Origin of the sequence: Haloferax sp. Atlit-12N, from assembly GCF_003383095.1 — an archaeon.
Lineage (GTDB): Archaea > Halobacteriota > Halobacteria > Halobacteriales > Haloferacaceae > Haloferax.
Genome location: NZ_PSYW01000002.1, coordinates 238,077 through 261,219, shown reverse-complemented (window position 1 = coordinate 261,219; position 23,143 = coordinate 238,077). Strand labels below are relative to the sequence as shown.

Below are 23,143 nucleotides of genomic sequence, written 5' to 3'. Positions count from 1 at the left end.
ACATACAACGAACTCCGCAGGTTCCAAAACCTATCGGTGCGAAGATATATACGACGCAGGGTTCCCAACACAGTCGGGTTTGGTAGTCGCGCACGCCGACGGATGCTCGGCGGGCCGAACGGTCGGGGCCGACGGTCGTCGGGTCCTGCTCGAAGGAGAATCACGTACGTGAACAGAGACGAGACTTCAGCACAGCTCTCGCGCCTGGTCGTGAGGCGGTCGTCGTTCGTCCGGTCGCTCGCGGAGCGACCGCGAGACAAGCGCGAACTCGCCGACGACCTCGACACGTCGCGGTCGACGGTCGACCGCGTCGTCCGCGAACTGCTCGACGCCGGGCTCGCCGAGCGCAGCGACGGCCAGTACCGACTGACGTGCGTCGGCCGGCGCGCGCTCGACGCGTACGACGAGTGTCTCGACTCGCTCCGCGGCGTTCACGCGGCTCGTGATCTCCTGTCGATGCTGCCCGCCGACGCGCCCTTGGACCCCGCGTTCCTCACGGGCGCGACGGTCCACACGTCGACGCCGAACATTCCGGACAGCGCGATTCAGGAGCTGTTTTCGAGCATCGAGCACGCGGAGCGAGTCTACGGCGTCGCCCCGGTCGCACTCGTCGGTCAGCTCCGGCCGTTCTACGAGACGGCGACCGCCGGCGGGACGGTCGTCGAGATGATTATCGCCGACGAGTTGTTCGACCGGCTCGTCGCCGTTCCCACGTCCCGGGCGGTCATCGAAGACCAACTCCGACACGAGTCGGTGACGCTCTACCGAGGAGAGGTACCGTTCCGGTTCGGCCTCTGGGTGACGGAATCGGAGGCGGGCATCGTCATCTACACCGACACCGGTGTCGGCGGGGTCGCCCGCAACGACACCGAAGCCGCCGTCGAGTGGGCCAACGAGCAGTTCGAGACGCTCCGCGAGAACGCGGAACGCCTGACGCTCGACTCGCTCGACGAGGTCACAGACGGCGAGTGAACCGCACCGCTCGGCGGTGAACCGTCCGGCCGCCGCGAGCCAACGACCGCCGGGGCGACGCGGGAACTTTATCGCCGGACGACGAAGCCGCGGCCGTGAGCGACCACGACCATCATCACGGTGAGGGAGACCACAACCACGGCGAGCACGACAACGGCCACCATCACGGTGAGGGAGACCACGACCACCATCACGGCGACCACGACCACGACCATCACCACCACGACATCGACGACCTCGACGCGGCGGTGCTGACGATTTCGTCCACCCGCGACGTCGACGACGACCCCGCCGGCGACGCGATAGCGGAACTGCTCCGCGAGGCCGGACATTCGGTGTCGGTTCGGCGGGTCGTCGACGACGACTACGACGAGATTCAGACCGCGGTCGCGCGGATGGCCGACCGCGGCGACGTCGACGTGACGGTTACGACCGGCGGGACGGGCGTCACGCCCGACGACCGGACCGTGGAGGCGACGGCGCAGTTGTTCGGGAAGACGCTCCCCGGCTTCGGCGAACTGTTCCGGCGGCTCTCGTACGACGAAATCGGCACCAAGGTCGTCGGCACCCGCGCGACCGCCGGCGTCGTCGACGGGATGCCGACGTTCTGCCTTCCGGGCAACGAGAACGCCGCCCGCCTCGGGACCGCGGAGATAATCGTCCCCGAAGCGCCGCATCTCACCGGGCTGGCGCGGCGCGACGCGGAGTAGGAAAAGCCCCTCAGAACCGTGGTTCGTCGGGCGAATCCGACTGCAACGTCTGCCCAGTCGCGGCCATTTAAGTTCGCGCACACGCTCCGAAGAGGTATGAGCCAGCAGTCCCCACGCGAGGAGGACCCGGACGACGTGTTCTCCAGCGGTAAGGACCCGAATCTCCGCAGCACGGAGGTCACAGAGGGTCCCGACAAGGCCCCGCACCGTGCGATGTTCCGCGCCATGGGCTTCGACGACGAGGACTTCTCGTCGCCGATGGTCGGCGTGCCGAACCCCGCCGCCGACATCACCCCGTGTAACGTCCACCTCGACGACGTTGCCGACGCCGCCATCGAGGGCATCGACGCCGCGGGCGGGATGCCCATCGAGTTCGGGACCGTCACCATCTCCGACGCCATCTCCATGGGGACAGAGGGCATGAAGGCCTCGCTCATCTCCCGCGAGGTCATCGCCGACTCGGTCGAACTCGTCTCCTTCGGCGAGCGCATGGACGCGCTCGTCACCGTCGCCGGCTGTGACAAGAACCTCCCCGGGATGATGATGGCCGCCATCCGGACCGACCTCCCGTCGGTGTTCCTCTACGGCGGCTCCATCATGCCCGGCCAGCACGAGGGACGCGAGGTGACCGTCCAGAACGTCTTCGAGGGCGTCGGCACCTACGCCGAAGGCGACATGAGCGCCGAGGAACTCGACGACCTCGAACGCCACGCCTGCCCCGGCGCGGGCTCCTGCGGCGGGATGTTCACCGCCAACACGATGGCCTCTATCTCCGAGGCGCTCGGACTGGCCCCGCTCGGGTCCGCGTCCGCGCCCGCCGAGTCCGACGAGCGCTACGAGAACGCCCGCCGCGCCGGCGAGGTCGTCCTCGACTGCGTGGAGAACGACCGCCGCCCCTCCGACATCCTCTCCAAGAAGTCCTTCGAGAACGCCATCACGCTCCAAGTCGCTACCGGCGGCTCGACCAACGCCGTGCTCCACCTGCTCGCGCTGGCCGCCGAGGCCGGCGTCGACCTCGACATCGAGGAGTTCGACGAGATTTCCCGGCGCACGCCGAAAATCGCCAATCTCCAGCCCGGCGGCACGCGCGTCATGAACGACCTCCACGAAATCGGCGGCATCCCGGTCGTCATCCGTCGTCTCGTCGAGGCCGGCTTGTTCCACGGCGACGCGATGACCGTCACCGGCCGCACCATCGCCGAGGAACTCGACCACCTCGACCTCCCGGACGACGACGGCCTCGAAGCGGACTTCCTCTACACGGTCGACGAGCCGTATCAGGAGGAGGGCGCAATCAAGATTCTCACCGGCAACCTCGCGCCCGACGGCGCGGTCCTGAAGGTCACCGGTGACGACGCCTTCCACCACACCGGCCCCGCCCGCGTCTTCGAGAACGAAGAGGACGCGATGCGCTACGTGCAGGAGGGCCACATCGAGGAAGGCGACGTCATTGCTATCCGCAACGAGGGTCCGCGCGGCGGCCCCGGCATGCGCGAGATGCTCGGCGTCACCGCCGCCGTCGTCGGACAGGGCCACGAGGACGACGTGGCGCTCCTCACCGACGGTCGGTTCTCCGGCGCGACGCGCGGCCCGATGGTCGGCCACGTCGCCCCCGAGGCGACCGAGGGCGGTCCCATCGGCCTCCTCGAAGACGGCGACGAGGTGACCGTCGACATCCCGAACCGCGAACTCTCCGTGGACCTCTCTGACGAGGAACTCGAAGCGCGGAAGGAAGACTGGGAACCCAAGCCGCCGGCGTACACCTCCGGCGTGCTGGCGAAGTACGCCCGCGACTTCGGCTCCGCCGCGAACGGCGCGGTGACGAACCCGGCGCTCACGCGCGACGAATAGAGACGAAGAGACGAGTCGTCGCGGCGTCTCCCGCGACGCGGACGCCGTCGTCCGTCGTCAAAACAGGTGCACGCCGGACGCCCGGTACAGGGCGAGTACCCCGATTCCGAGCGCGGTTCCGACCGGAATCAGCAGAATCACTTTTCGCGGCTGTTCGGTGAACCCGTAGACGCACAAGCCGAACGGGACGGAGACCAACACGTCTACCGTCCACGCCGGGAGAGCGGGCGAGAGCCCCGACCACGGAACCAAAAAGAGGAGTCCAGCGCCGCCGAAAAAGGCAAGGATTCGGTTCCACCGCCACGATGCAAACTGCACGGCGTAACCGACAGTCGCAACCGAATTGACAGTTTCGATGCGGAACCCGGTCGCGGCGTCACCGATTCCGCACTCGCGGAGCCGCCGGTTCGACTCGGGTTAGACCACGCGGTTCCGCAGGTCGTCGTCGCCGGCGTCCAGTTTGTCGAGGTTCTCGGCGATGATGTCGGCCATGCGCTCCCAGTACTTCGGGGTGTGGCCGGCGTTGTGGGGCGTGATGAGGACGTTCTCGAAGTCCCAAAGCGGGTGGTCCGAGGGGAGCGGTTCGGGGTCGGTCACGTCGAGTGCCGCCCCACGGATGCCGTTGCTCCGGAGTTGGGAGACGAGCGCGTCGGTGTCGACGACCGGGCCGCGGCCGACGTTGACGAGGACGGTGTCGGGGGCCATCGAGGCGAACGCGTCGGCGTCGACGAGGCCGCGGGTGGCGTCGGTCAGCGGGCACGCGATGACGACGTAGTCGGCGCGGGCGAAGGCGTCGTGGAGGCCCTGTTCGTCGTCGAAGCCGACGACCTCGTCGGTCGGGCCGCCCTTCTCCGGCGAGTAGCGCACGCCGACGGTCTCGACGCCGAACGGGTCGAGTCGGTCGACGATTGCCTCGCCGAGCGCGCCGAGGCCGACGACGGCGACCGTCGAACCCTGTAGTTCGACAGTCGGGTACGACTGCCAGACGTTCGCTTCTTTCTGTCGCTCCGCGACGTGGAAGCGGCGGGCGAAGTAGAGGAGGCTCCCGAGGACCTGTTCAGCGATGTTCGGGCCGTGGACGCCGGAGGCGTTGGTGACGGCCACGTCGCGGGCCTCGAACGCCTCGATGGGAAGGTGACCCGTGCCGGCGAACACGCAGGCGAACAGGTCGAGGTTCTCGGCGGCTTCGAGGTCGTCTTCGGTCGCGTCGAACCCGGTCGCGACTTGGACGCGGGAGAGGAGGTCGCGCTCCTCTGCCGGGGTCGTCGCGAGGGCGACCTCGCGGTCGGGGAGCCGCTCGCGGAGCGTTTCGGCGTACGCCTCGGCAGACAGTCCGTGAATCTTCTGCCGAAGCACCGCGATGTCTGGGTCGGACATGCTCGATGATTCTCGAAGGCGGTGATGAATCTGTCCGATTCGGCCGGGTGTACGCTCACTCGATGGGCTCGCGCCGCCGCGGGCGACGTTTCGAAATCGTCCGGGTGACCGCGACCGCATCGACTGTCGGGTCGACGACGAACCGTGTACCGTCTTCGCCGAGTTTCCACGCAACGGGCGCATACCCCTGGGGGGCGGGGCCGCCGTCGACGAAGACGAGGTCGCCCGTCTCGTCGCGAAACACGACGGGTTCTCGCGGTTCGTCCGGCTCGTCTGCGGTCATTGACTCGGAGCTACCGCGCACGTTGTGATAAACCTCCGTCTCTGGTTATCAGACGCAGTATTTAGTGGGTATAGCCCGGAAAAATCGATAGCAGTCGCGGACATCTTCGTCATCTTGAAATTATCTTTAACCATATCGTAATGCGCGGCGCGGAGGCCGTCGGGATGTCGCCCCCGGAGCGTGGTCGAGCGGCGACGCGCCGGGCCGCGGACGCGCCGCGCGACCGGAACGCGGCCGGAGCGGCGCTCGGACGCGCGGTCTCGAAACCGTCGGACGCCGCGTCGGTTCAGGGGGTTTAATACCCGAGCGAAGTGCTGTAGCGGTATGGAACGCGTAGATGTCGCCATCATCGGCGGCGGTCCGGCCGGCACGTCGGCGGCACACGCCGCGGCCTCGGCCGGAGCCTCCGCTCTGGTCCTCGAAAAGGGTGTCCCCCGAGCAGACCGACCGGGCCTCGGGCCCGATTCGACGGACGCGGCCGGTATCCTCGACTACTGGGTGGACATCATGGGCATCCACCCCGACGAGTTCCCCGACGACGTCGTGCTCGACATCCTCGACCGCGCGGAGTTCATCGGGCCGAACGAGTCGCTGACGCTTCGGAGCACCGGTATCGACTCCTCGTACGACGAGTTCGGCTACACCTTCCACCGCGCGAAGTTCGACGACTGGCTCCGCAGTCGCGCCGAAGACGCCGGCGCGGAGTACCGCGTGAAGGCCTCTGTCCGCGACGTGGAGACCGACCTCGACGCCGCCGGCGACGACCCCCGGCACGTCGTCCGCCTCGCCAACGGTGAGGACGTGGGCGCTGACTTCGTCGTGCTCGCCGACGGCCCCCAGCGGACGGTCACGAACAAGGTGCTCGACGACCTGCTTCCGTTCCCCATCACGGACCGCCTGTCGTCCACCGAGGCGAACCACATCGCCTACCAGGAACACCGCGAGTTCCCGCCGGAACTGTTCGACGAGGTCGACGGCGCAATCAAGTTCTGGTGGGGCTACATGCCCGGCCACACGGCGTACCCGTGGATTTTCCCGAACGACAACAACGTCTGCCGGGTCGGTCTCACGATGCCCATCGGCCTCGACATCGACGAGGTCGAAGACCGCGAGGCGTACAACCTCCTCCGCGAGGACGACGAGCGCATCCCGCAGGGCCGCGAGTACGTCCGTCGCCTCCTCGAACAGGAGTACGGCGACGAGTACGACATCGACGAGGACTTCCCGCTCGTCGAGGACCGCGGGAAGACGAAGGGCACCGAGACGTACGCCATCTCCTCGACGCGACCCATCGACTCGCCCGCGTCGGCCGGCATCGCCGTCACCGGCGGCGCGATGGGCGCGACCTCGGCCTTTCACGAGGGCGGCGACCACGTCGCCGTCCGGACGGGAGCCATCGCCGGCGAACTCGCCGCCGAAGGCGACCTGAGCGACTACAACGAGCGCTGGAAGGACGCCATCGGCGACGAGATTCTCCGCAACGTCGCCATGGCCGAAATCGTCCACGACTACGGCCCCGGTCAGTGGGACAAGACGTTCAAGGCGGCCCGGAAGCTCCTCGAGAAGGACGAGGGCTACAAGGCGTTCGGCGCCTCGAAGCTCAGCGCCGGGTTCAGCGCCGCCAAACTCGCCACGCAGTATCAACGGACGAAAGTGAAGTACCGCAAGGGCAAGTACGTCCAACTGCGCGAAGACGAGTACGCGCTGTAGCCGACGGAAGACTTATCAGTTTCTCCGAATTTCTGTCAGTCGATGGCCGGCCGAGCCTCTCGCCGTCAACTGCTCCGTCGCGGAGCCGCGGCCGTCGGCGTGGGGCTGACCGGCGGCCTCGCGGGCTGTTCGTCGCTTCGAGGGTGTACCTCGGCCGAAATCTTCCTCCGGGCGGAACTGGTCGGAAAGGCACCCGACGGGGCGACCGTCGTCGACGCCGCCGACCCGCGGGTCGCGAACAGCCCGTGGGTGCTGAAGGTGGTCGAGGCGGCCGCCGAGGGCCACCCGCGCGAGTCGAGCGTCTCCGACTGCCTGAGCGACTACGACGCCCTCCGAGCGGACCTCGATGCGCTCCCGTCTCTCGACCGGTCCGAAGACCGCCTCTACTTCGTCCGCGTCGACGGCCAAGTCGTCCGGCTTCGAGCCGTCTTCTTCGCCGGTGATGACGCCGGCCGGTCGGAACTCGTTTTACCCCCGGCGCGCTAGGGTCGAGTGCGTACCTCAAGTCCCCGTCCGAGTGTTCCCACTTTGGGAGCGATGACAGCACGGCGAACCCGGGTGCGCAATAGCTACTGGCCGGCTGACGCCGGCGTACTTCGGAACGTCCGCGCCCGAAAGACGGACCGCCCGGCACGAGGGTTTCCCGGTCGACGCGGCACGCCGCCTCGGGATGAGACCGGCCGTTAGTGTTCTGGGCGACATTCTACGCCCGAAGAGAGGTATCACTACGAGGAGGGCGTACTGTTTTCTTCGCTTCCGCACTACTGTACGTGTCTCAAAATGTCGCCACTCCCCGAGTCCATTCGTCGGTTCGAACCAAGCCGCCGAATCCGACACGTCATCTACTACCTCACCGGGCTCGTGTTACTCATCGTCCTCTACACAGTGGCATACAACTACGCACTGGCGCGGCTCGAAGGCGCCAATCAGTCCATCTTCGCCTCGTTCGAGTTCGTCATTCAGACGATGACCACCACGGGCTACGGGCAAGACTCGGATATCTGGAGCCATCCGCTGATGTTCCTGTTCGTCGCCTTGATTCAGATTTCCGGCATCGCAGTCGGGTTTTTCACCCTCCGTCTCATCATCATTCCCCTGTTCACCAGCGCCGAGGTCAACCTCGACGACAGACTCAGCCCGAAAAACGGCCACGTCATCATCTGTGAGTACCGCCGGGACTCTGCAATTCTCCTGGACGAACTCAGAGAATTTGGCATCGATTACGTGCTCATTTCGTCCTCACGGGAAGACGCCGAATCACTCTCAAATCGTGGCTACGCCGCCATTCACGGCTCTCCACAAACAACGACAACGTTTGAGCGGGCCAGCATCAAGACTGCACAGACGGTCATCACCGACGCCGGCGATGCGAACGTCAACACGATACTTACTGTCCGAGGAGTGCGGCCTGATATCGACGTCATCGCACTGACCGACGACAGCAGAATGGAGGAGATACTGCGCACCGTCGGCGCAGATACCGTGCTGTCACCGCACGGCGTCTTAGGACACCGTCTCGCAGAGAAAGCCGTCGCCTCGTTCAGCTCTGAACTGCGAGACACCATCGAACTCGGGGGAGACACGAGACTGATGGAGCTCCCAGTCTCCGAATCGAGCGAACTCGTGGGGCGTAGTATCAGAAAGACCAGGGTTAGAGAGCGAACCGGTGCCAATATCGTCGGTGCGTGGCTCGACGGCGAGCTACAGCTGCCACCCAGCCCAGACGCCGTCATCCGTCCGAACACCGTTCTGTTAGTGTCCGGGGAGGAAGCCGCACTCAAGAACCTGAGCGAGTTCACCCGACCACCCCGGTCGTTCACCGGACACGAGCGTTTCGTGCTCGTGGGGTTGGGAGAAGTCGGTCGCGCCGCAAAGTCGGTCATCGAGGAGTCCGGCGGTGAAGTCGTCACAATCGACGTCGAGGACCGCCCGGGCGTCGATATCGTCGGCGACGGAGGGGCCCGAGAAGTATTGCTCGCCGCAGGGATCGAAAACGCCGGGGCAATCATCATTGGCGTCCCAGACGACTCGATTGCGCTCTTGACGACCGTGCTCGCACAGTCGATCAACCCCGAGATAGAGGTCCTCGTCCGGGTTGGTGACGCAGAGGCCACCCAGAAGGCGTTCAGCGCCGGCGCCGACTACGTCCTCTCGGTCCCGCGAGTGAGCGCGAGGATGGTCGCAAAGGAGCTTCGAGGCGAGGACGTACTCGCGCCGGCGAGCCAGATTCGCCTCGTTCGCGTGCCGTCCACACCGTTTTCGGGGTCGACACTCGGAAACTCCCGCATCTACGAACAAACCGGCTGTCGCGTCATCGCTATCGAGGACGGTGACGGACAGACAGTTTCGGTCGACCCGCAGTGGCAGTTCTCCGGGGACGAGCGAATAACCATTGTCGGGGGTGACGAGGCGGTACAGAAGTTCCTCAAGCGATTCGACGTCACCCCAACTGACCTCTCCTGATAGTCGGCCTCGGTCGGCAGCGTGAGGCACGACTTTCGTCATCTGCGACGGTATCACGCTTCTCACACGACGCTTCGTGCTCTCTTCCGGACTGCGTCAGGTCGGTATCGGACTCGCCGCTGCGGTCCTCACGTAGGGCGTCGGGGGCATGATTGGCGTGACGCTCGTCGGCTGACGAATGAGGCCGTTGGGAGACCGCTATCGGTTCCCGAACGTACCGGACCGCTCGCCGAGGGCCCCGCGTATCGTCCGGCGGTATCGGGCGGCCAACGCCGTCACCACGAGTCGGTCGCGGTCGTTGACGCCGAGCGCGACGAGCGCGCCCACGTACGTCACCGCGCCCAGCGCCGCGCCGGCGACGACGACGAGGCCGCTGGGCCCGGACAGCGCCTCGCGGACGAGGAGCATGACACCGGCCGCGGCGACGCCCGCGCCGAGGGGTTTGAGAAACGTCGCGTCGAAGGGCCACAGCCCCTCGAAGCGCCGCAGAAGGACGACCTGAATCGAGTTCTGGACGGCGATTGCGACGGCCGTGCCGAGCGCCGCGCCGACGAGGCCGAACGCCCGGACGAACGCGAACGTGAGGAGCGTGTTCAGGACGGCCAGAAGCCAGTCGAGCGCCATCCGGGCGTACTGGTGGTCGGTCATCATGAGGAGCCACCCCGTCGCGCCGACGGCGCTCCCGACCAAGACGCCACCGAGGTAGACGACGAGCGGGACGTAGCCCGCCGTGAAGTTCGGGCCGAAGACGGAGAGAATCGACCGCCCGTACACCGCGAGCACGACCAGAATCGGAACGACGCAGGTGACGATGAGCCGGGTTACTGCGGTGTACACCGCGTTGAGGGTCTCCATCTCGTCGTCGGCGTAGAGCCCCGACGCGACCGGTGGCAAGAGCATGTTAAAGGAGAGGAGCGGAATCCACGCCAGCGTCACCAACACGAGCACGACGTTGTACACTCCCGCCGCCTTCGCGGTCAGGAGGAAGCCGACGAGCATCACGTCCACGCGGTTCTGAAACACCTTCCCGAGACTGCTCAGCGCGATGGGGGCCGAGTGGTTGTAGAACCGCCGGACTTCGGAGCGCACGCCGCGGAGACCCGGCCGGATGCCGCTCGCCGAGACGACCAGCGGAAAGCCCACCAGCACGAGCCCGGCCATGCCGACGACGAACGCGCCGGCGACGCCGACCAGCGAGTATCCGAGAGCCATCGCGCCGACGGCCCCCACCAGCCTGACCGCCGGGCGGAGGACGCGATTGAAAATCGCCTCGCCGCGGGCTGACTGCACCGCCCTGAGGACGCCGGCGTGAACCCGAACCAGTCCGATGAGGACGACGAGCGCCGCGAACAGGTGTATCGTCGGCGGGAAGTCGGGATGCGAGACGGTCGCGTCGTTGAGCCAGTCGCTCGTGAGGACCAGCCCGCCGGCGAATCCGAGACCGACGATGAGCGTCGTCAGATACGCCAATCCAACTACTCGTCCCTGCCGCGCGGGGTCGTCGTCGTCCGCGGAGAGGTACCGCTGGAGCGTCGGGACCGACCCGAAGTTCACGAGTCGGAACAGGAGTTGGGAGACGCGCCACGCGAACGCGTAGACGCCGTAGACGACGGGGCCGAGCCCCTGTGCGAGCGCGTACTCGGTCGCCGTCGTCAGCGCCCGCTGGAGCGACTGGCCGCCGGAGGCGACGACCGCGCCGTGGCCGATGGTCAAGAGCGCCTCGCGTTCGTCGTCGGGGATGTCGACATCGGGGGCATCGTCGGGCGTATCGTCGTCGAGAGCGAGGTCGTCGGGGACGCCGTCGTCGGCTGTTTCGGAGGGCACTGTCGCGTCCCTGTCGCTTGTCGGGGTCGAAAATAAGTCGCTTGGTTCCACCCGCGGTCCGCGAGTGACTGTCGGACACGCCGCCGCGGTCAGCCCCGGAGCGAGGCGTGTGCGAGGCGAGCCCGAACCGAGTGGCGACCGACCGTCAGGCCGCAGTCGGGCGACCAACCGCCTCGCGGACGGACTTGCCGAGCAGGCCGAGCGTCGCCGCTCCCATCGCCGCGGCGAAGACGACGACGAACACCGAAAGCGGGTCGCCGAGGTCCGAAAGCGCCCGCGAGCGGACGAAGTTCGCGGCGAGGACAGTCGTGATAGCTAGCAGGACGACGCCGCCGAGGTTCGCCAGCGTCGAGTTTGGCTCTGAGACCGCGTCGCTGTTGAGCAAGACGAGCACGACGGCGATGGCGAAGGGCGTGCCGACGAGGCCGAACGCCAGCACCAACACGAGAAGCGGGAAGAACGCGCCGCCGAGGAACGCCCCGACGCCGGAGAACAGCGCCACGCCCGCGAGGAGCGCGCGGTACCGGTCGTCCGAGAGGTCAGTCCCCCAACCGAGTTTGTCGGCGACGAGGTACGGCGGGACGACGGTGTTGCCGCCGAGCGTGGAGACGGCCGCGCCCAGGAGGCCGAGAAGGAACAGCCACTTGGCGTTCGCGCCCGCCAGCGGGCCGAGCGCCTGCGCGGCCGCCACCGCCGAGAGGTCGCTCGCGGCCACCTCGGGGGTGTGGAGGACGCCCGCCGCGACGACGAAGATGGCGAGGCTGTAGACGCCGAAGGCGACGAGCATCGACGCGCCCACGTCGAACGTCGCCAGTCCGTAGTCCCGGGTCGTCCAGCCGCGGGCGCGCATCGTGTACGAGTGCATCGTGATGAGCGTGATGTGGACCGCGCCCCCGAGGATGCCGGCGGCGACGAGCGCGCCGTCGACCCCAGCGGGGATGCGCGGCACGAGTCCGCCGGCCGCGGCCGCCGGGTCGATGGGGACGAAGAACAGCGACACGAGGAACGCGACGACGACCGCCGCGACGAGTCCCTTCGCGAGGAGTTCGACGAAGCGGTAACCCCGCCCGGCGAGACCGGCGGCGAGAACGACCGCCCACACGACGCCCCAGAGCCGGGCGTCGAGGCCGGTTATCGTCGCGCTCACGTCCGCGAGGCCTTTCATGATGACCAACTGCGCGAGCCCCGCGGCCAGCACCGCGTCGGCGACGAGCACCCACGCCCAGCCGTCGCCCAACTCGCGTTCGACCACGCTGACGAGTCCCGACTCGGTGAGCAGGCCGAGTCGCATCGAGAGGTACTGCGCCGACGCGCCGAGGACCGCCGAGAGCACCACGACCCACAGCATCGCGTAGCCGAACGTCGCGCCGGCCGTGAGCACGGTCGCCATCGTCGCCGGCCCCGCCGCGACCGCGCCCGCGACCCACGACGGGCCCATGTCCGAGAGATATCCCCGCCAGTCGCCGTCTGTCACCGCCGATACGTCGAGTTTGGGTTCGTTCATGCCGTCGTGGTCTCGGCGGTCGTTACAAAAGTGTTGCTACTGGGTGTTACAACCGAGTAATTTCGTCGGGAGCGCGGCGGACCGGCACGCTACCTTTTATTTGGCGCACCTGAGTGTCCTAGGTAATGAGCGATGGAGGTGGCGGAGCGGTGAAGCTTCTCGTCGTCGCCGACTCGGACGTCGCGAGGGCGATTACCGAGGCTATCCGCCGCCGAGACGCGCAGTTCGAGGTCGAGGCGGTTCGGACTGCGGCTGCGGGGCTGGACCTCCTCGGGCGCGCCGACACCGATTCCGACTTCGACTGCGTCGTCTCGGCAGCCGACGCGGGGGAGCCGGACGCGCTCGACTTCCTCGCTGCGGTTCGGAAGCGAGACGTGGGGCTTCCGTTTTTCGTCGTCGCCGGCGGCGAGCCCGAGATGGCGGCGGCCGACGCCCTCGACGCCGGCGTCACCGACTACGTCCGGGCGCGGGACACGGAGGGGTACGACGAGTTGGCCGTCCGGGTCGAGCGAGCGGTCGCGGCGTCCGGTCGGCGGCCGGTCGACCCGTCGCTCGTCTACGAGCGCGTCTTCGAACAGATACTGGAGGGGGCGTGCCTGTACGACCGCGACGGTCGGTTCGTACTCGTGAGCGACTACCTCGCCGGGTTCTACGGGATGACGCCCGCCGAACTCGAAGGCGAGCGGAGCCTGCTCGTCGAGACGGTCCGCGAGGAACGCCCGGGCGACCCATATCAGCGGCTCTTGGACGGCGAGACTGACTGCCTCGAAGGCGAGACTGAACTCGTCACGCCGGACGGCGAATCACGGATACTGAACTACCGCTTCGCGCCGCTTCGGGTGGCCGGTGAGGTGGTTGGCGTCATCGCCGTATCGAGGGACGTCACCGAACGACAGGAGCGAGAGCAGAAACTGAAACGCGCCCGCGAGGAGTATCAAGAGCTCATCGATGGGATGAACGACACCATCTGGGTACTCGGCCTCGACGACCAGATCCACACAGTGAACGAGACCGCGGTGGAACTGCTGGGCTACTCGCGGGACGAACTTCTCTCGATGACGGTCCACGACATCGACGCGGGACTCAGCGACGACGAGATTTCGGCGCTCATCTCCCAGATGCCGACCGACGGGTCGCAGGTGTTCGAAACGGTCCATCGGGCGAAAGACGGTCGGGAGATACCCGTCGAGATCAGTTCGAGCCTCGTGAGCTACCGCGGGGAGACGGTCGTGTTGAGCGTCGCCCGCGACATCACGACGCGGAAGCGCTACGAGGCGGAGCTCCGCGAACAGAATCGCCTCCTCGAAACGCAACGCGACGAACTCGCCGTGCTGAATCAGGTCGTCCGCCACGACGTTCGCAACGACCTGCAGTTGGTGACCGCCTATGCGGAACTGCTCGGCGAGCACGTCGCCGACCCCGAGGCGCAGGAGTTCGTCGAAATCGTCCGGAAGCGCGCCAACCACGCGGTCGAACTGACGGAGACGGCGCGGGACATGGCCGAGATGATGAGCAGTCGTGGCGTCGAAAACGAGACGGTCCAGCTCTGCCCCGTACTCGAAGCAGAACTCGCGTCGCTCCGGGATATGGCACCGGACGCGACCGTGACTATCGAGTCCGAGATTCCCCCGGTGGCAGTACTCGCCGACGACATGCTCGGCTCCGTCTTCCGGAACCTCCTCACGAACGCCGTCCAGCACACCGACAAGGACGAACCGAGCGTCGAGCTCTCCGTCTCGGAGTCCGAGGGAGGAGACCGCGTCGTCGTCCGCGTCGCCGACGACGGGCGCGGGATACCCGATGAGCGGAAGGACACCGTCTTCACCAAGGACGAAAAGGGACTGGAGAGCCGGGGAACCGGCCTCGGGCTGTATCTCGTGCAGTCGCTGGTCGAGGCGTACGGCGGCGACGTGTGGGTCGAGGACAACGACCCCTGCGGGTCCGTCTTCGCGGTCGAACTCCGGACCGCCGATGACGGTCAGGCCGACTCGGACCAGTCGCCGCCGACGCGGTCGTAGCCCATCATCTGGCTCCCCTCGTGTTCGGTGAAGACGACCTTCTGGTTCGACTCCGGCACGCCGAACCGCTCGGTGACGGCGTCGATGACCGCGAGGGCGAGGTCGCGCTTCCGGTCCGCCGACCGGCCCGCGCGGATGTCGGCTTGCAGCACGACGGTCTTCCCCTCGGTCGCCCGGCCGAGGTGAATCGCCCGAGCCTCGCGGACGCTGACGGCGGCGTAGTCGGTGTCGGCGTCCATCCGCTCGGCGTACAACTCGGCCATCTCGGTGGCGAACTGGTTCGCCTCTCGGTCCGCGACCTCGAAGTCGAGGTCGAACTGGAGGTGCGGCATCTGCGGCGCGTCGCGGCCTACAGGTCCGCCACGTCTTCGATGGCGTCGGTGAGCGCCTTGATGGACTCCACGTCGTGTTCGCCCATGTGGCCGATGCGGAACGTCTTCTCGCCGAGCGCGGAGCCGTAGCCGTTCGAGAAGGCCATGTCGTACTTCTCCGAGACCTCCTCGATGGTGGCGGCGACGTCGATGCCCTGCGTGTTCTCGATGCAGGCGACGGTCTGGGACTCGTAGCCCTCCTCGGGGAACATGTCGAAGTGCTCGTAGGCCCAGTCACGGGTGTACTCGGCCATCTCGCGGTGGCGCTGGTCGCGCCCCTCGTGGCCCTCTTCGAGCATGTACTTCATCTGCTTGCGGTACGCGAGCATGATGGGAATCGCGGGCGTGGAGTGGGTCTGACCCTTGCGGTCGTAGTAGTCGAGAGCGCGCTGGAAGCCGCCGTACCACGACGCCGAGTCCTTCGACAGTTCGCGCTCGTAGGCGTCCTCGCTGACGGTGCAGACGGCGAGCCCCGGCGGCATGGCGAACGCCTTCTGCGACGAGGCGAAGATGACGTCGATGTTGTGCTCGTCGATGTCGACGTAGTCGCCGCCGAGGGCGGACACCGCGTCGACGACGAAGTAGGTGTCCGGGTACTCGGCGACCACGTCGCCGATCTCCTCGATGGGGTTGCGGACGCCGGTCGAACTCTCGTTCATCACGGTGGCGACCACGTCGTAGTGCTTGTCGCTGGACTCCAGCGCCTCGCGGATGTCCTCGGGCTTGATGGCCTGCCCCCACTCGTACTCGATGCGGTCGACGTTCTTGCCGAGGCGCTCCGCGACGTTCGCGTGGCGCTCGCTGAAGCTCCCGCAGGTCGGCACGAGAATGTTCTCGTCGACGAGGTTGAGCGTCGAGGACTCCCAGATTTCGGTGCCCGACCCCGTGAGAATCATCAGGTCGTTGTCCGTGCCGAGGAACTCCTTCGTGTCCTCGACGATGGTCGTATAGAGGTCGGTCATGCGGTCCATCCGGTGACCGAACATCGGCTGGCACATCTCCTCGATGACGTCCTCCCGCACCTCGGTCGGACCGGGGATATACAGCGTCTTGTCCTGATAGTCGTCCGTGTATTCGCGTTTTTCCGTCACGTCATCCACCTGAATACGGACCACTGAGTCGCGGGCGATGATGGTACTTGTGATTGCGACACTCGTCGCAGTGGCTCACGGGGTGCTAACACGGGGCAGAAAGATTCGTCCGGCGGGCGGGTCGCGGTGCCGAAACGAGGTCGTTCCGAGGCTCAGTCGTCGGCCTCGGCCGACTCGGCCCGCGGGACCGTTACGTCCGTCAGTCCGGCTTCTATCTGCTCGCGTCGACCTTCGAACTCGCCGGGGAGGACGAGGCGGCCGCCGAGGTCGTCGAGGGGTTCGTCGGCTGTGTAGCCGGGGTCGCTCGTGGCGAGTTCGAACAGCACGCCGCCGAACTCGCGGAAGTAGACCGACCGGAACCAATGGCGGTTGATTTGGGCGGTCGGGCGCAGGCCCTTCGACTGGACGGCCTTGCGCATCGCCTCTTGGTCCTCGTCGGTCGGCGTCTGGAAAGCGACGTGGTGAACCGTGCCGAGACCCTGTCGGCTGCTCTCGATGGTCGGCAGCACGTCAACGTACTTCCCGACGGTGCCCGTCGCGGCGAATCGCGTCCGCTCGTCGCCGGGAGTGTCGCCCTGCGCTTCCTCGGTGCCGACGCGCTCGAAGCCCATCGTTTCGAGCAGGTCCTCCGTGGGTTGGGGGTCGGCCAGCCAGAGCGTCACGGAGTGGAAGCCGCGAATTGCGGCCTCCTCGGGGACGAACTCGGTCCACGGGACGGTCGGGTCGTCGTCGGGAATCTCGACTTCGACCAGCTCGACCGGGAGGCCGTCGGGGTCGCTGAAGGGGAGGACCGTCTCGCCGAATCGCTCGACTCGGTCGTCGTAGTCGACGCCGTACTCGTCGAATCGATTCTCCCAGTAGTCGAGGCTCCCCTCAGGCACGCGGAACGCGGTCCGCGAGACCTGCCCGGTGCCGACCTTCCCCCGCGAGAGGTTCTCCCACGGGAAGAACGTCATGCTCGTGCCGGGCGTCCCCTCCGCGTCCGTGAAGAAGAAATGGTACGTGCTGGGGTCGTCCTGATTGATGGAGCGCTTGGCGAGGCGGAGTCCGAGTGTCTCGACCCAGAAGTCGAGGTTCTCCTGTGGGTCGCCCGCGATGCAGGTGACGTGGTGGATGCCGGGTGTGGGCGTGATGTCTGCCATGACCGGTCCTACGGGCCGGAAGGACTTGAGTATCCGCTGACGCGAGTGTTACCGGGTCGCGGCGATGTCAGCGGCGTCGGCGCGGACCCGACAGTCGAGTCGGCGAGACACACGCTTTTGCCCGTCGGCGATGACACTCGACGTATGCAAACCCGCGCACTCGGCGACACCGGCCACGAGAGTAGCATCGCGACGTTCGGCGCTATCGCGCTCAACTGGCTCGAACAGGAGGGCGCGAACCAGATGGTCGAACACGTCCTCTCGAAGGGCGTCAACCACTTCGACGTGGCCCCGACCTACGGCGACGCGGAACTCAAACTGGGCCCGAAGCTCCGCCAGCACCGCGAGGACATCTTCCTCGGCTGTAAGACCCAAGAGCGGGGCTACGAGGGCGCAAAGCGGAAGCTCGACCGCTCGTTCGACCGCCTCGGCGTCGACTACATCGACCTCTATCAGGTCCACGGCCTCGAATACGAGTCCGAACTGGACGAAATCACGGCCGACGACGGCGCGCTCGCGGCCTTCCGCGAGGCGAAAGACGAGGGAAAAATCGGCCACATCGGGCTGACGAGCCACGGGAATCCGGGGCTCATCCGCGACGCCATCGACCGCATCGACGACCTCGAAACCCTGATGTTCCCGCTGAACCCCGTCGTCGTCGGCAAGGGCGACGACGAACACGACTACGCGGGCGTCTTCGAGGCGGCCGAGAAGGCCGGTGTCGGCACCCTCGGCATCAAGGCGTTCGCCCGCGGACCGTGGCCCGACACCGACGAACTGCCCGAGGCCGACCGACCGTTCCCCAACTGGTACGAGCCGGTCGACACTCCGGACGAAATCTCGGAGCGGTTCGACTTCGCGGCCGCGCAGGGCCTCACGAGCGTCGTCACGCCGGGCGACCCGAAGCTCGTGGCGATGGTCCTCGACGCCGCGACGCGGTACAACGGCATGGACGAGACGGCCCAGCGGTCGCTCATCGAGCGCCTCCGGCACGACGAGAGTCCGGTTCCGGAGCAACTGCACCACTAACGAACGAGACGGCCGCTCCTCGAGTTCCACCCGCCGCCAATGGACGTTCCAACGACCGTCACGGCCGCCCTCGACGACCGGCCGGTCCGGGGCGCAGTCTGTCTGGAGGCCGGCGCGGGGACCGGGAATACCACCGCCGGACTCCTCGACGCGGGCGCGAAGCGGGTCTACGCCGTCACGAACGACCCGGAGCACGCAGAACTCGTCCGCGACCGCGTGGCCCCGTCGCCGACGGACCAAGCGAGGACCGCGGTGCTGGAAGCCGACGTTCGGAGCCTCCCGCTCGCAGACGACTCAGTAGACATCGTCACCGCCCACGGGCTGTTCAACCTCGTCAGCCCCGAGTCGCTCGCCGCCGTCGCGGGCGAGCTAACCCGGGTCGCCGCGCCCGGCAGTCACCTCGTCGTCGACGACTACGAACCGCTCCCCGACGACGCCGCGATTCGGGAGCTGTTCGCGCTCGAAAACGCGGCGAGCCAGTTGGCCCGCGGGCGGGCCGCGCTGACGTTCTATCCGGCCGACGCGCTCAGGGCGCTGTTTTCGGGGTACGGCTGGCGCTTCGACCGCGAACTGACCCTGCTCGACCCGGTGCCGTGGTCCGAAAGCCACGTCGAAGCGCACGCGTCGCTGGCGACGTCGCTGGCGGCTGAACTCCCCGGCGAGACGGGGAAGTGGCTCGCGGACGAGGCCGACCGCGTCGCCGACGCGGTCGAATCGGAGTCCGCGGGCGAGATGTACAGCGTGGCGATGCGGCTGTCCGACTCGGGATCGGACGCGACAGGGTAGGCGTGGCCGCTACGTTTCGCGGTCGAACGTCACGGCGTCGAACCAGCCGTCGACGACGCCCTTGAGCGCGCCCGTGGTGCTGCCGAGGTTGATGAGCTGATAGCCGTTTTCCGCCTTCTGATTCACGTCGTCCATGCCGAACCCGAGGCCGCCGACGGGGACGCCCGCATCGACCGCGGCCGAGCGGACTCGCTCGACGGCCTCCTGCACCTCGGGGTGGTCTATCTCGCCGGGGTGGCCGAGCGCCACCGAGAGGTCGAACGGGCCGATGAAGACGAAGCCCAGTTCGGGCACGTCGAGAATCGCGTCGAGGTCCGAGAGCGACTCGGCGGTCTCGATGGTCACGCCAACGAGCGTCTCGCGGTCCTCACCTGCAACGTAGTCGTCTGCGAGTCCCCAGCGGCGGGCGCGGGGCGACGCGAGGCCGCGGTCACCGGGGCCGTCGCCGTACGTGAATCGGGCCGACCGAACCGCCTTGCGCACCTCCTCGGCCGACTCAACGCGCGGGAGGAAGACGTTCCTGACGCCGAGGTCGAGGGCCTTCCGGACGAACGCCGGGTCGGTCGTCGGGAGCCGTACCAGCGGCTCGATTCCGGTTCGTTCCGCCGCGCGGAGGAGGTCCTCCATCGCGCCCGAGTCGAGCGAACTCGGCCCGCCGTGTTCGAGGTCGAGCCACACGAAGTCGAGACCGAGTTCGCCGTAGAACTCGACGAGCGTCGGGCTGTAGGTGTTGTCGAGGACGCCGAGCGCGACGCCGCCGGCCTCGATTCGGGCGCGGAGCGCGTTCGCGGCTGCTGTCTCTTCCATGTTCGTGATACGACACGTGTCTGGAAAAAAGCGCGTGCCGCGGACACCGAGGTGGAGCGCTGGCCCGACCGGTGGTTAGTCGTCGCCGCCGGACGCGTCCGAGTCGGGCGTCCAGCCGTCGCCGACGCCGACGAGGTGGTTCACGCTCCCCGCGCCCTCGCCCACGTCGGCGGGTTCGGCGAGGGTCGCGCGCGTGAACTCGATGCCGTTCCGGACCGCGTCGGCAAGGTCGTCGCCGCGGGCGAGGCGGGCAGCGACGGCGCTCGAAAGCGTACAGCCCGACCCGTGAGTCGCCGTCGCGTCGATGCGCGGGTTGACGAACGTCGTCGTCTCGGTCGGCGTGACGAGCGTGTCGACCACGGTGTCGTCGTCGGTTGCGACGTGGCCGCCCTTCAAGAGCACGGCGTCGGCACCCCGCTCGAAGAACCAGTCGGCCGCGTCCGAGACGGCCGCCGGAGAGTCGGGGAACACGCCCGTCAGCGCCTCTGCCTCGTCGGCGTTCGGAGTCACGAGCGTCGCCTGCGCGAACAGGGCGTCGTAGGCGTCGACGGCGTCCTCGTCCAGCAGTCGGTCGCCGGAGGTGGCGACCATCACGGGGTCGAGAACGACCGGGCCGACGTAGTCGGCGAGGCAGTCGGCGACCGTCTCGACGGCCTCGGCCGTCGCCAGCATCCCGAGCTTCACGGCCGCGATGTCGAAGTCGTCTGCGACGGCCTCGTACTGGGCGCGAATCGACTCGGCCGGGAGGACGTGCGACCCCTCGACGCCGCGGGTGTTCTGGGCCGTCGCGGCCACGATGACCGACCCGCCGTAGACGCCGAGTCGGGTCATCGTCTTCAGGTCGGCCTGGATGCCCGCGCCGCCGCCGGAGTCGCTGGAGGCGATGGTGAGCGCGTACGGCGGCGTCTGCGGGTCGGGGGCGGTCCCCGGCATCTATCGCACCTCGATGGGGTCTATTCGGTCGGTGATGTCGGGCGTCGAGGCGTCCGCGAGTCCGGCGACCGCGTCGAGGAAGGCGATTTTGTAGCTCGCCGGGCCGCGGTAGTCGCCGAACGCGCCCTCGGCGGCGAGTTCGCCCGCGAGTCCGTACGCCGCGGTGCCGGAGAGCGCCGCCGAAAGCGGGTCGTCGATGGCGGCCGCGAACACCGCGAGCGTCACACCGAGCATACAGCCGGTGCCGACGACCGCGCCCATCATCGAGTGGCCGGCGTCGACCTCGAAGGCGGCCTCCTCGGTGGCGACGATGTCGGTCTCACCGGAGGCGACGACGACCGCGCCGGTCTTCCGGGCGCACTCGACGGCCGCGGCGGCGATTTCGGCGTATTCGCCGACTGACTCGACCCCGCGGACCTCGGCGTCGTCGCCGACGAGCGCGGAGATTTCGCCGTAGTTGCCGTTGAGCACGTCCACGTCGAGGTCGGTGACGAGTCGGTCTGCGACCCGGTCACGCGTCGGGGTTGCGCCGACGCCGACGGGGTCGACGACGAGGGGGACGCCGCGCTCGTTCGCGGCGCGACCGGCGGTCAGCATCGTCTCTTCGCCGGACTCGCTCACGGTCCCCATGTTGAGCAGACAGCCGTCGGCGATGCCGACCATGTCGCCGACCTCGCGCTCGTCGTCGGACATGACCGGCAGGCCGCCCCAGTAGAGCGTGATGTTCGCCACGTCGTTGACCGTCACGTTGTTCGTGACCGAGTTGATGAGCGGTTGTTCGCCCGCGACGGCGGCGAGCGCCTCGTCCAGCGCCACGTCAGGCACGTCGCCCGGACCGGTCGCGTCGTCCGAACCGCCCTGTCCACCCGCGCCGTCAGCGTCGTCTCGTCCGCTCATCGGCGGCCCCTCCCGGTAGCAACCGAGTCGGCGAGGTGGCGGGTCGCGTCGGCGGGGTCGTCAGCGGCGGTGATGGCCGAGACGACCGCGACGCCGTCGGCCCCAGCGGCGACCACGTCGGCGGCGTTGTCGGGTGTGACGCCGCCGATGCCGACGAACGGAATCGAGACGGCGTCCGCGATGGCCGACACCCGCTCGGTCCCGATTTCGGACTGCTCGGGGTCGGTGTTCTTCGTGTCCGTGGCGAACACCGCGCCCACGCCGAGGTAGTCCGCGCCGGCCTCCTCGGCGGCTCTCGCGCCCGCGACGGTCGAGACCGACCGGCCGACGATGGCACCGTCGCCGAGTTGCTCGCGCGCGACCGAGACGGGCACGTCGTCGTCGCCGAGGTGGACCCCGTCGGCGTCGATGGCGGCCGCGATGTCCACCCGGTCGTTGACGACGAGCGGGACGCCCGCGTCGGCCGTCACGGCGCGAACCTCGCGGCCGACTTCGTAGCGGTCGCGGGCGCTCGCGTGCTTCTCACGGAGTTGAACGATGTCGACGCCGCCGTCGACGGCGGCCTGCACCACGTCCGGCGTCGACCGCCCGCCGGAGCGGTCCGACTGCGTGACCAGATAGGTTCCCATCGGGATATTCATGAGTTGTATTCTGGGGTGATGCGGCGACGGGGAAAATAGTTCCTCCTCGCGGGGTCGTTTGGCCGGGTTCTCGGCGGTTGAGAGGCGTCGCGTGCCGTTATACTGTGAGCGAACCAACAGGTACGCGGTGAGCTGTATGGGGACGATACTCGTCGCGTACGGGAGCAAAGAGGGACAGACCGAGAAGATAGCCGGGCGCATCGCGGAGGCGCTGGCGGGTCGCGGCCACGACGCGCGGGCCGTCTCGGTCGCCGACGACGCCGCCGGTGAGACGCTCGCCGACGCCGACGCGGTGCTTCTCGGGTCGTCGATTCACCTGGGCGCGCACTCGAAGCCAGTGTACGGGTTCGTCCGCGAGCACCGCGACGACATCGAGGCGCGGCCCAACGGTTTCTTCCAGGTGTCGCTGTCGTCGGCGCTCGACGACGAGGACGCCCGCGCCGAGGTGGCGACGTACCTCGACGAGTTCGTCGAAAAGAGCGGCTGGCATCCCGAGCGGATGGCCGCGTTCGGCGGGGCGCTCCGGTACTCCGAGTACGGCTTTCTCACCCGGATGATGATGAAGCGCATCGTCAAGGACGCGACCGGGGACACGGACGCCTCGCGGGACTACGAGTACACCGACTGGGACGAAGTCGAGTCGTTCGCCGCCGACTTCGCCGAGTTCGTGGAGTCGACCGCGGGCACCGCCGCGGGAGGTGCGGCGGTCTAAACGGGCGGTCTGGCCCGCCCGG

The 23,143-nt window shown here is 67.8% G+C and carries 22 protein-coding genes; 10 read left to right on the top strand and 12 right to left on the bottom strand.

Features of this window, described 5'->3' with window-relative positions:
• Positions 1-168 precede the first annotated feature (168 nt).
• The 3 genes from C5B90_RS09575 (at position 169) to ilvD (ending at position 3,533) form a co-directional block, all read left to right on the top strand.
• Complete coding sequence (locus tag C5B90_RS09575) at positions 169-972, top strand: winged helix-turn-helix domain-containing protein (RefSeq protein WP_115881029.1); 804 nt, start codon at positions 169-171, stop codon at positions 970-972.
• A 95-nt stretch (positions 973-1,067) separates the two neighbouring features.
• Entirely contained in the window at positions 1,068-1,682 is a 615-nt protein-coding gene (locus C5B90_RS09570; RefSeq protein ID WP_115881027.1) for a molybdenum cofactor biosynthesis protein B, read from the top strand.
• A 96-nt stretch (positions 1,683-1,778) separates the two neighbouring features.
• Positions 1,779-3,533 carry a dihydroxy-acid dehydratase gene (gene ilvD / locus C5B90_RS09565; RefSeq protein WP_115881025.1) on the top strand — a complete coding sequence of 585 codons (1,755 nt, stop codon included), beginning with the start codon at positions 1,779-1,781 and terminating at the stop codon, positions 3,531-3,533.
• Between the two features lie 57 nt (positions 3,534-3,590).
• Here ilvD and C5B90_RS09560 read toward each other — a convergent pair whose 3' ends face one another.
• The 3 genes from C5B90_RS09560 to C5B90_RS09550 all read right to left on the bottom strand — a co-directional run bounded on the left by C5B90_RS09560 (position 3,591) and on the right by C5B90_RS09550 (position 5,193).
• Entirely contained in the window at positions 3,591-3,851 is a 261-nt protein-coding gene (locus C5B90_RS09560; RefSeq protein ID WP_115881023.1) for a hypothetical protein, read from the bottom strand.
• A gap of 99 nt (positions 3,852-3,950) precedes the next feature.
• On the bottom strand, positions 3,951-4,910 hold the full coding sequence (locus C5B90_RS09555; RefSeq protein ID WP_115881021.1) for a D-2-hydroxyacid dehydrogenase: 960 nt from the start codon (positions 4,908-4,910) through the stop codon (positions 3,951-3,953).
• A 55-nt stretch (positions 4,911-4,965) separates the two neighbouring features.
• Positions 4,966-5,193, bottom strand: coding sequence for a hypothetical protein (locus C5B90_RS09550; RefSeq protein WP_058569091.1), 228 nt, complete (start codon positions 5,191-5,193; stop codon positions 4,966-4,968).
• A gap of 324 nt (positions 5,194-5,517) precedes the next feature.
• On the opposite strand from C5B90_RS09550, the gene C5B90_RS09545 reads away from it, so the two are divergent.
• The 3 genes from C5B90_RS09545 (at position 5,518) to C5B90_RS09535 (ending at position 9,366) form a co-directional block, all read left to right on the top strand.
• Positions 5,518-6,903, top strand: a complete 1,386-nt coding sequence (locus tag C5B90_RS09545) for an NAD(P)/FAD-dependent oxidoreductase (RefSeq protein WP_115881019.1) — start codon at positions 5,518-5,520, stop codon at positions 6,901-6,903.
• Positions 6,904-6,945: 42 nt separating this feature from the next.
• Positions 6,946-7,389, top strand: a complete 444-nt coding sequence (locus C5B90_RS09540) for a Tat pathway signal protein (protein ID WP_115881017.1) — start codon at positions 6,946-6,948, stop codon at positions 7,387-7,389.
• A 294-nt stretch (positions 7,390-7,683) separates the two neighbouring features.
• Positions 7,684-9,366 (top strand): NAD-binding protein, encoded by a 1,683-nt coding sequence (locus tag C5B90_RS09535; protein WP_115881015.1) that lies wholly within the window; start codon positions 7,684-7,686, stop codon positions 9,364-9,366.
• Between the two features lie 198 nt (positions 9,367-9,564).
• Here C5B90_RS09535 and C5B90_RS09530 read toward each other — a convergent pair whose 3' ends face one another.
• Positions 9,565-11,190 carry a lipopolysaccharide biosynthesis protein gene (locus C5B90_RS09530; RefSeq protein WP_199517471.1) on the bottom strand — a complete coding sequence of 542 codons (1,626 nt, stop codon included), beginning with the start codon at positions 11,188-11,190 and terminating at the stop codon, positions 9,565-9,567.
• Positions 11,191-11,335: 145 nt separating this feature from the next.
• Entirely contained in the window at positions 11,336-12,694 is a 1,359-nt protein-coding gene (locus tag C5B90_RS09525) for an NRAMP family divalent metal transporter (protein WP_115881013.1), read from the bottom strand.
• 149 nt (positions 12,695-12,843) lie between these two features.
• Here C5B90_RS09525 and C5B90_RS09520 point away from each other — a divergent pair, with 149 nt between their 5' ends.
• The gene (locus C5B90_RS09520) at positions 12,844-14,712 is read left to right on the top strand and encodes a PAS domain S-box protein (RefSeq protein WP_115882474.1); all 1,869 of its coding nucleotides are present in this window, start codon (positions 12,844-12,846) and stop codon (positions 14,710-14,712) included.
• Here C5B90_RS09520 and C5B90_RS09515 read toward each other — a convergent pair.
• The 3 genes from C5B90_RS09515 to C5B90_RS09505 form a co-directional block, all read right to left on the bottom strand.
• Positions 14,673-15,044 (bottom strand): tautomerase family protein, encoded by a 372-nt coding sequence (locus C5B90_RS09515; RefSeq protein WP_115881011.1) that lies wholly within the window; start codon positions 15,042-15,044, stop codon positions 14,673-14,675. The two genes, C5B90_RS09520 and C5B90_RS09515, sit on opposite strands and share 40 nt — an antisense overlap.
• Positions 15,045-15,061: 17 nt before the next feature.
• Complete coding sequence (locus C5B90_RS09510) at positions 15,062-16,174, bottom strand: alanine--glyoxylate aminotransferase family protein (protein ID WP_115882472.1); 1,113 nt, start codon at positions 16,172-16,174, stop codon at positions 15,062-15,064.
• Between the two features lie 152 nt (positions 16,175-16,326).
• The gene (locus C5B90_RS09505) at positions 16,327-17,316 is read right to left on the bottom strand and encodes a VOC family protein (protein WP_115881009.1); all 990 of its coding nucleotides are present in this window, start codon (positions 17,314-17,316) and stop codon (positions 16,327-16,329) included.
• A 144-nt stretch (positions 17,317-17,460) separates the two neighbouring features.
• Between C5B90_RS09505 and C5B90_RS09500 the strand changes: the two genes are divergently transcribed.
• A complete protein-coding gene (locus C5B90_RS09500) occupies positions 17,461-18,345 on the top strand; it encodes an aldo/keto reductase (protein WP_115881007.1) in 885 nt (294 codons plus the stop codon).
• A 39-nt stretch (positions 18,346-18,384) separates the two neighbouring features.
• Positions 18,385-19,131 carry a class I SAM-dependent methyltransferase gene (locus tag C5B90_RS09495; RefSeq protein ID WP_115881005.1) on the top strand — a complete coding sequence of 249 codons (747 nt, stop codon included), beginning with the start codon at positions 18,385-18,387 and terminating at the stop codon, positions 19,129-19,131.
• 9 nt (positions 19,132-19,140) lie between these two features.
• Here the strand turns inward: C5B90_RS09495 and C5B90_RS09490 are convergent, their stop codons facing one another.
• The 4 genes from C5B90_RS09490 to thiE all read right to left on the bottom strand — a co-directional run bounded on the left by C5B90_RS09490 (position 19,141) and on the right by thiE (position 22,397).
• A complete protein-coding gene (locus C5B90_RS09490) occupies positions 19,141-19,938 on the bottom strand; it encodes an HpcH/HpaI aldolase/citrate lyase family protein (protein WP_115881003.1) in 798 nt (265 codons plus the stop codon).
• A 75-nt stretch (positions 19,939-20,013) separates the two neighbouring features.
• On the bottom strand, positions 20,014-20,871 hold the full coding sequence (gene thiD, locus C5B90_RS09485; protein ID WP_115881001.1) for a bifunctional hydroxymethylpyrimidine kinase/phosphomethylpyrimidine kinase: 858 nt from the start codon (positions 20,869-20,871) through the stop codon (positions 20,014-20,016).
• Positions 20,872-21,768, bottom strand: a complete 897-nt coding sequence (gene thiM, locus C5B90_RS09480) for a hydroxyethylthiazole kinase (RefSeq protein WP_199517470.1) — start codon at positions 21,766-21,768, stop codon at positions 20,872-20,874.
• The gene (gene thiE / locus C5B90_RS09475; RefSeq protein ID WP_199517503.1) at positions 21,765-22,397 is read right to left on the bottom strand and encodes a thiamine phosphate synthase; all 633 of its coding nucleotides are present in this window, start codon (positions 22,395-22,397) and stop codon (positions 21,765-21,767) included. The genes thiM and thiE overlap by 4 nt, the downstream gene beginning before the upstream one ends.
• A 148-nt stretch (positions 22,398-22,545) precedes the next feature.
• Here thiE and C5B90_RS09470 point away from each other — a divergent pair, with 148 nt between their 5' ends.
• Positions 22,546-23,121, top strand: a complete 576-nt coding sequence (locus C5B90_RS09470) for a flavodoxin domain-containing protein (RefSeq protein ID WP_115882468.1) — start codon at positions 22,546-22,548, stop codon at positions 23,119-23,121.
• The last annotated feature ends 22 nt before the right edge of the window (positions 23,122-23,143 follow it).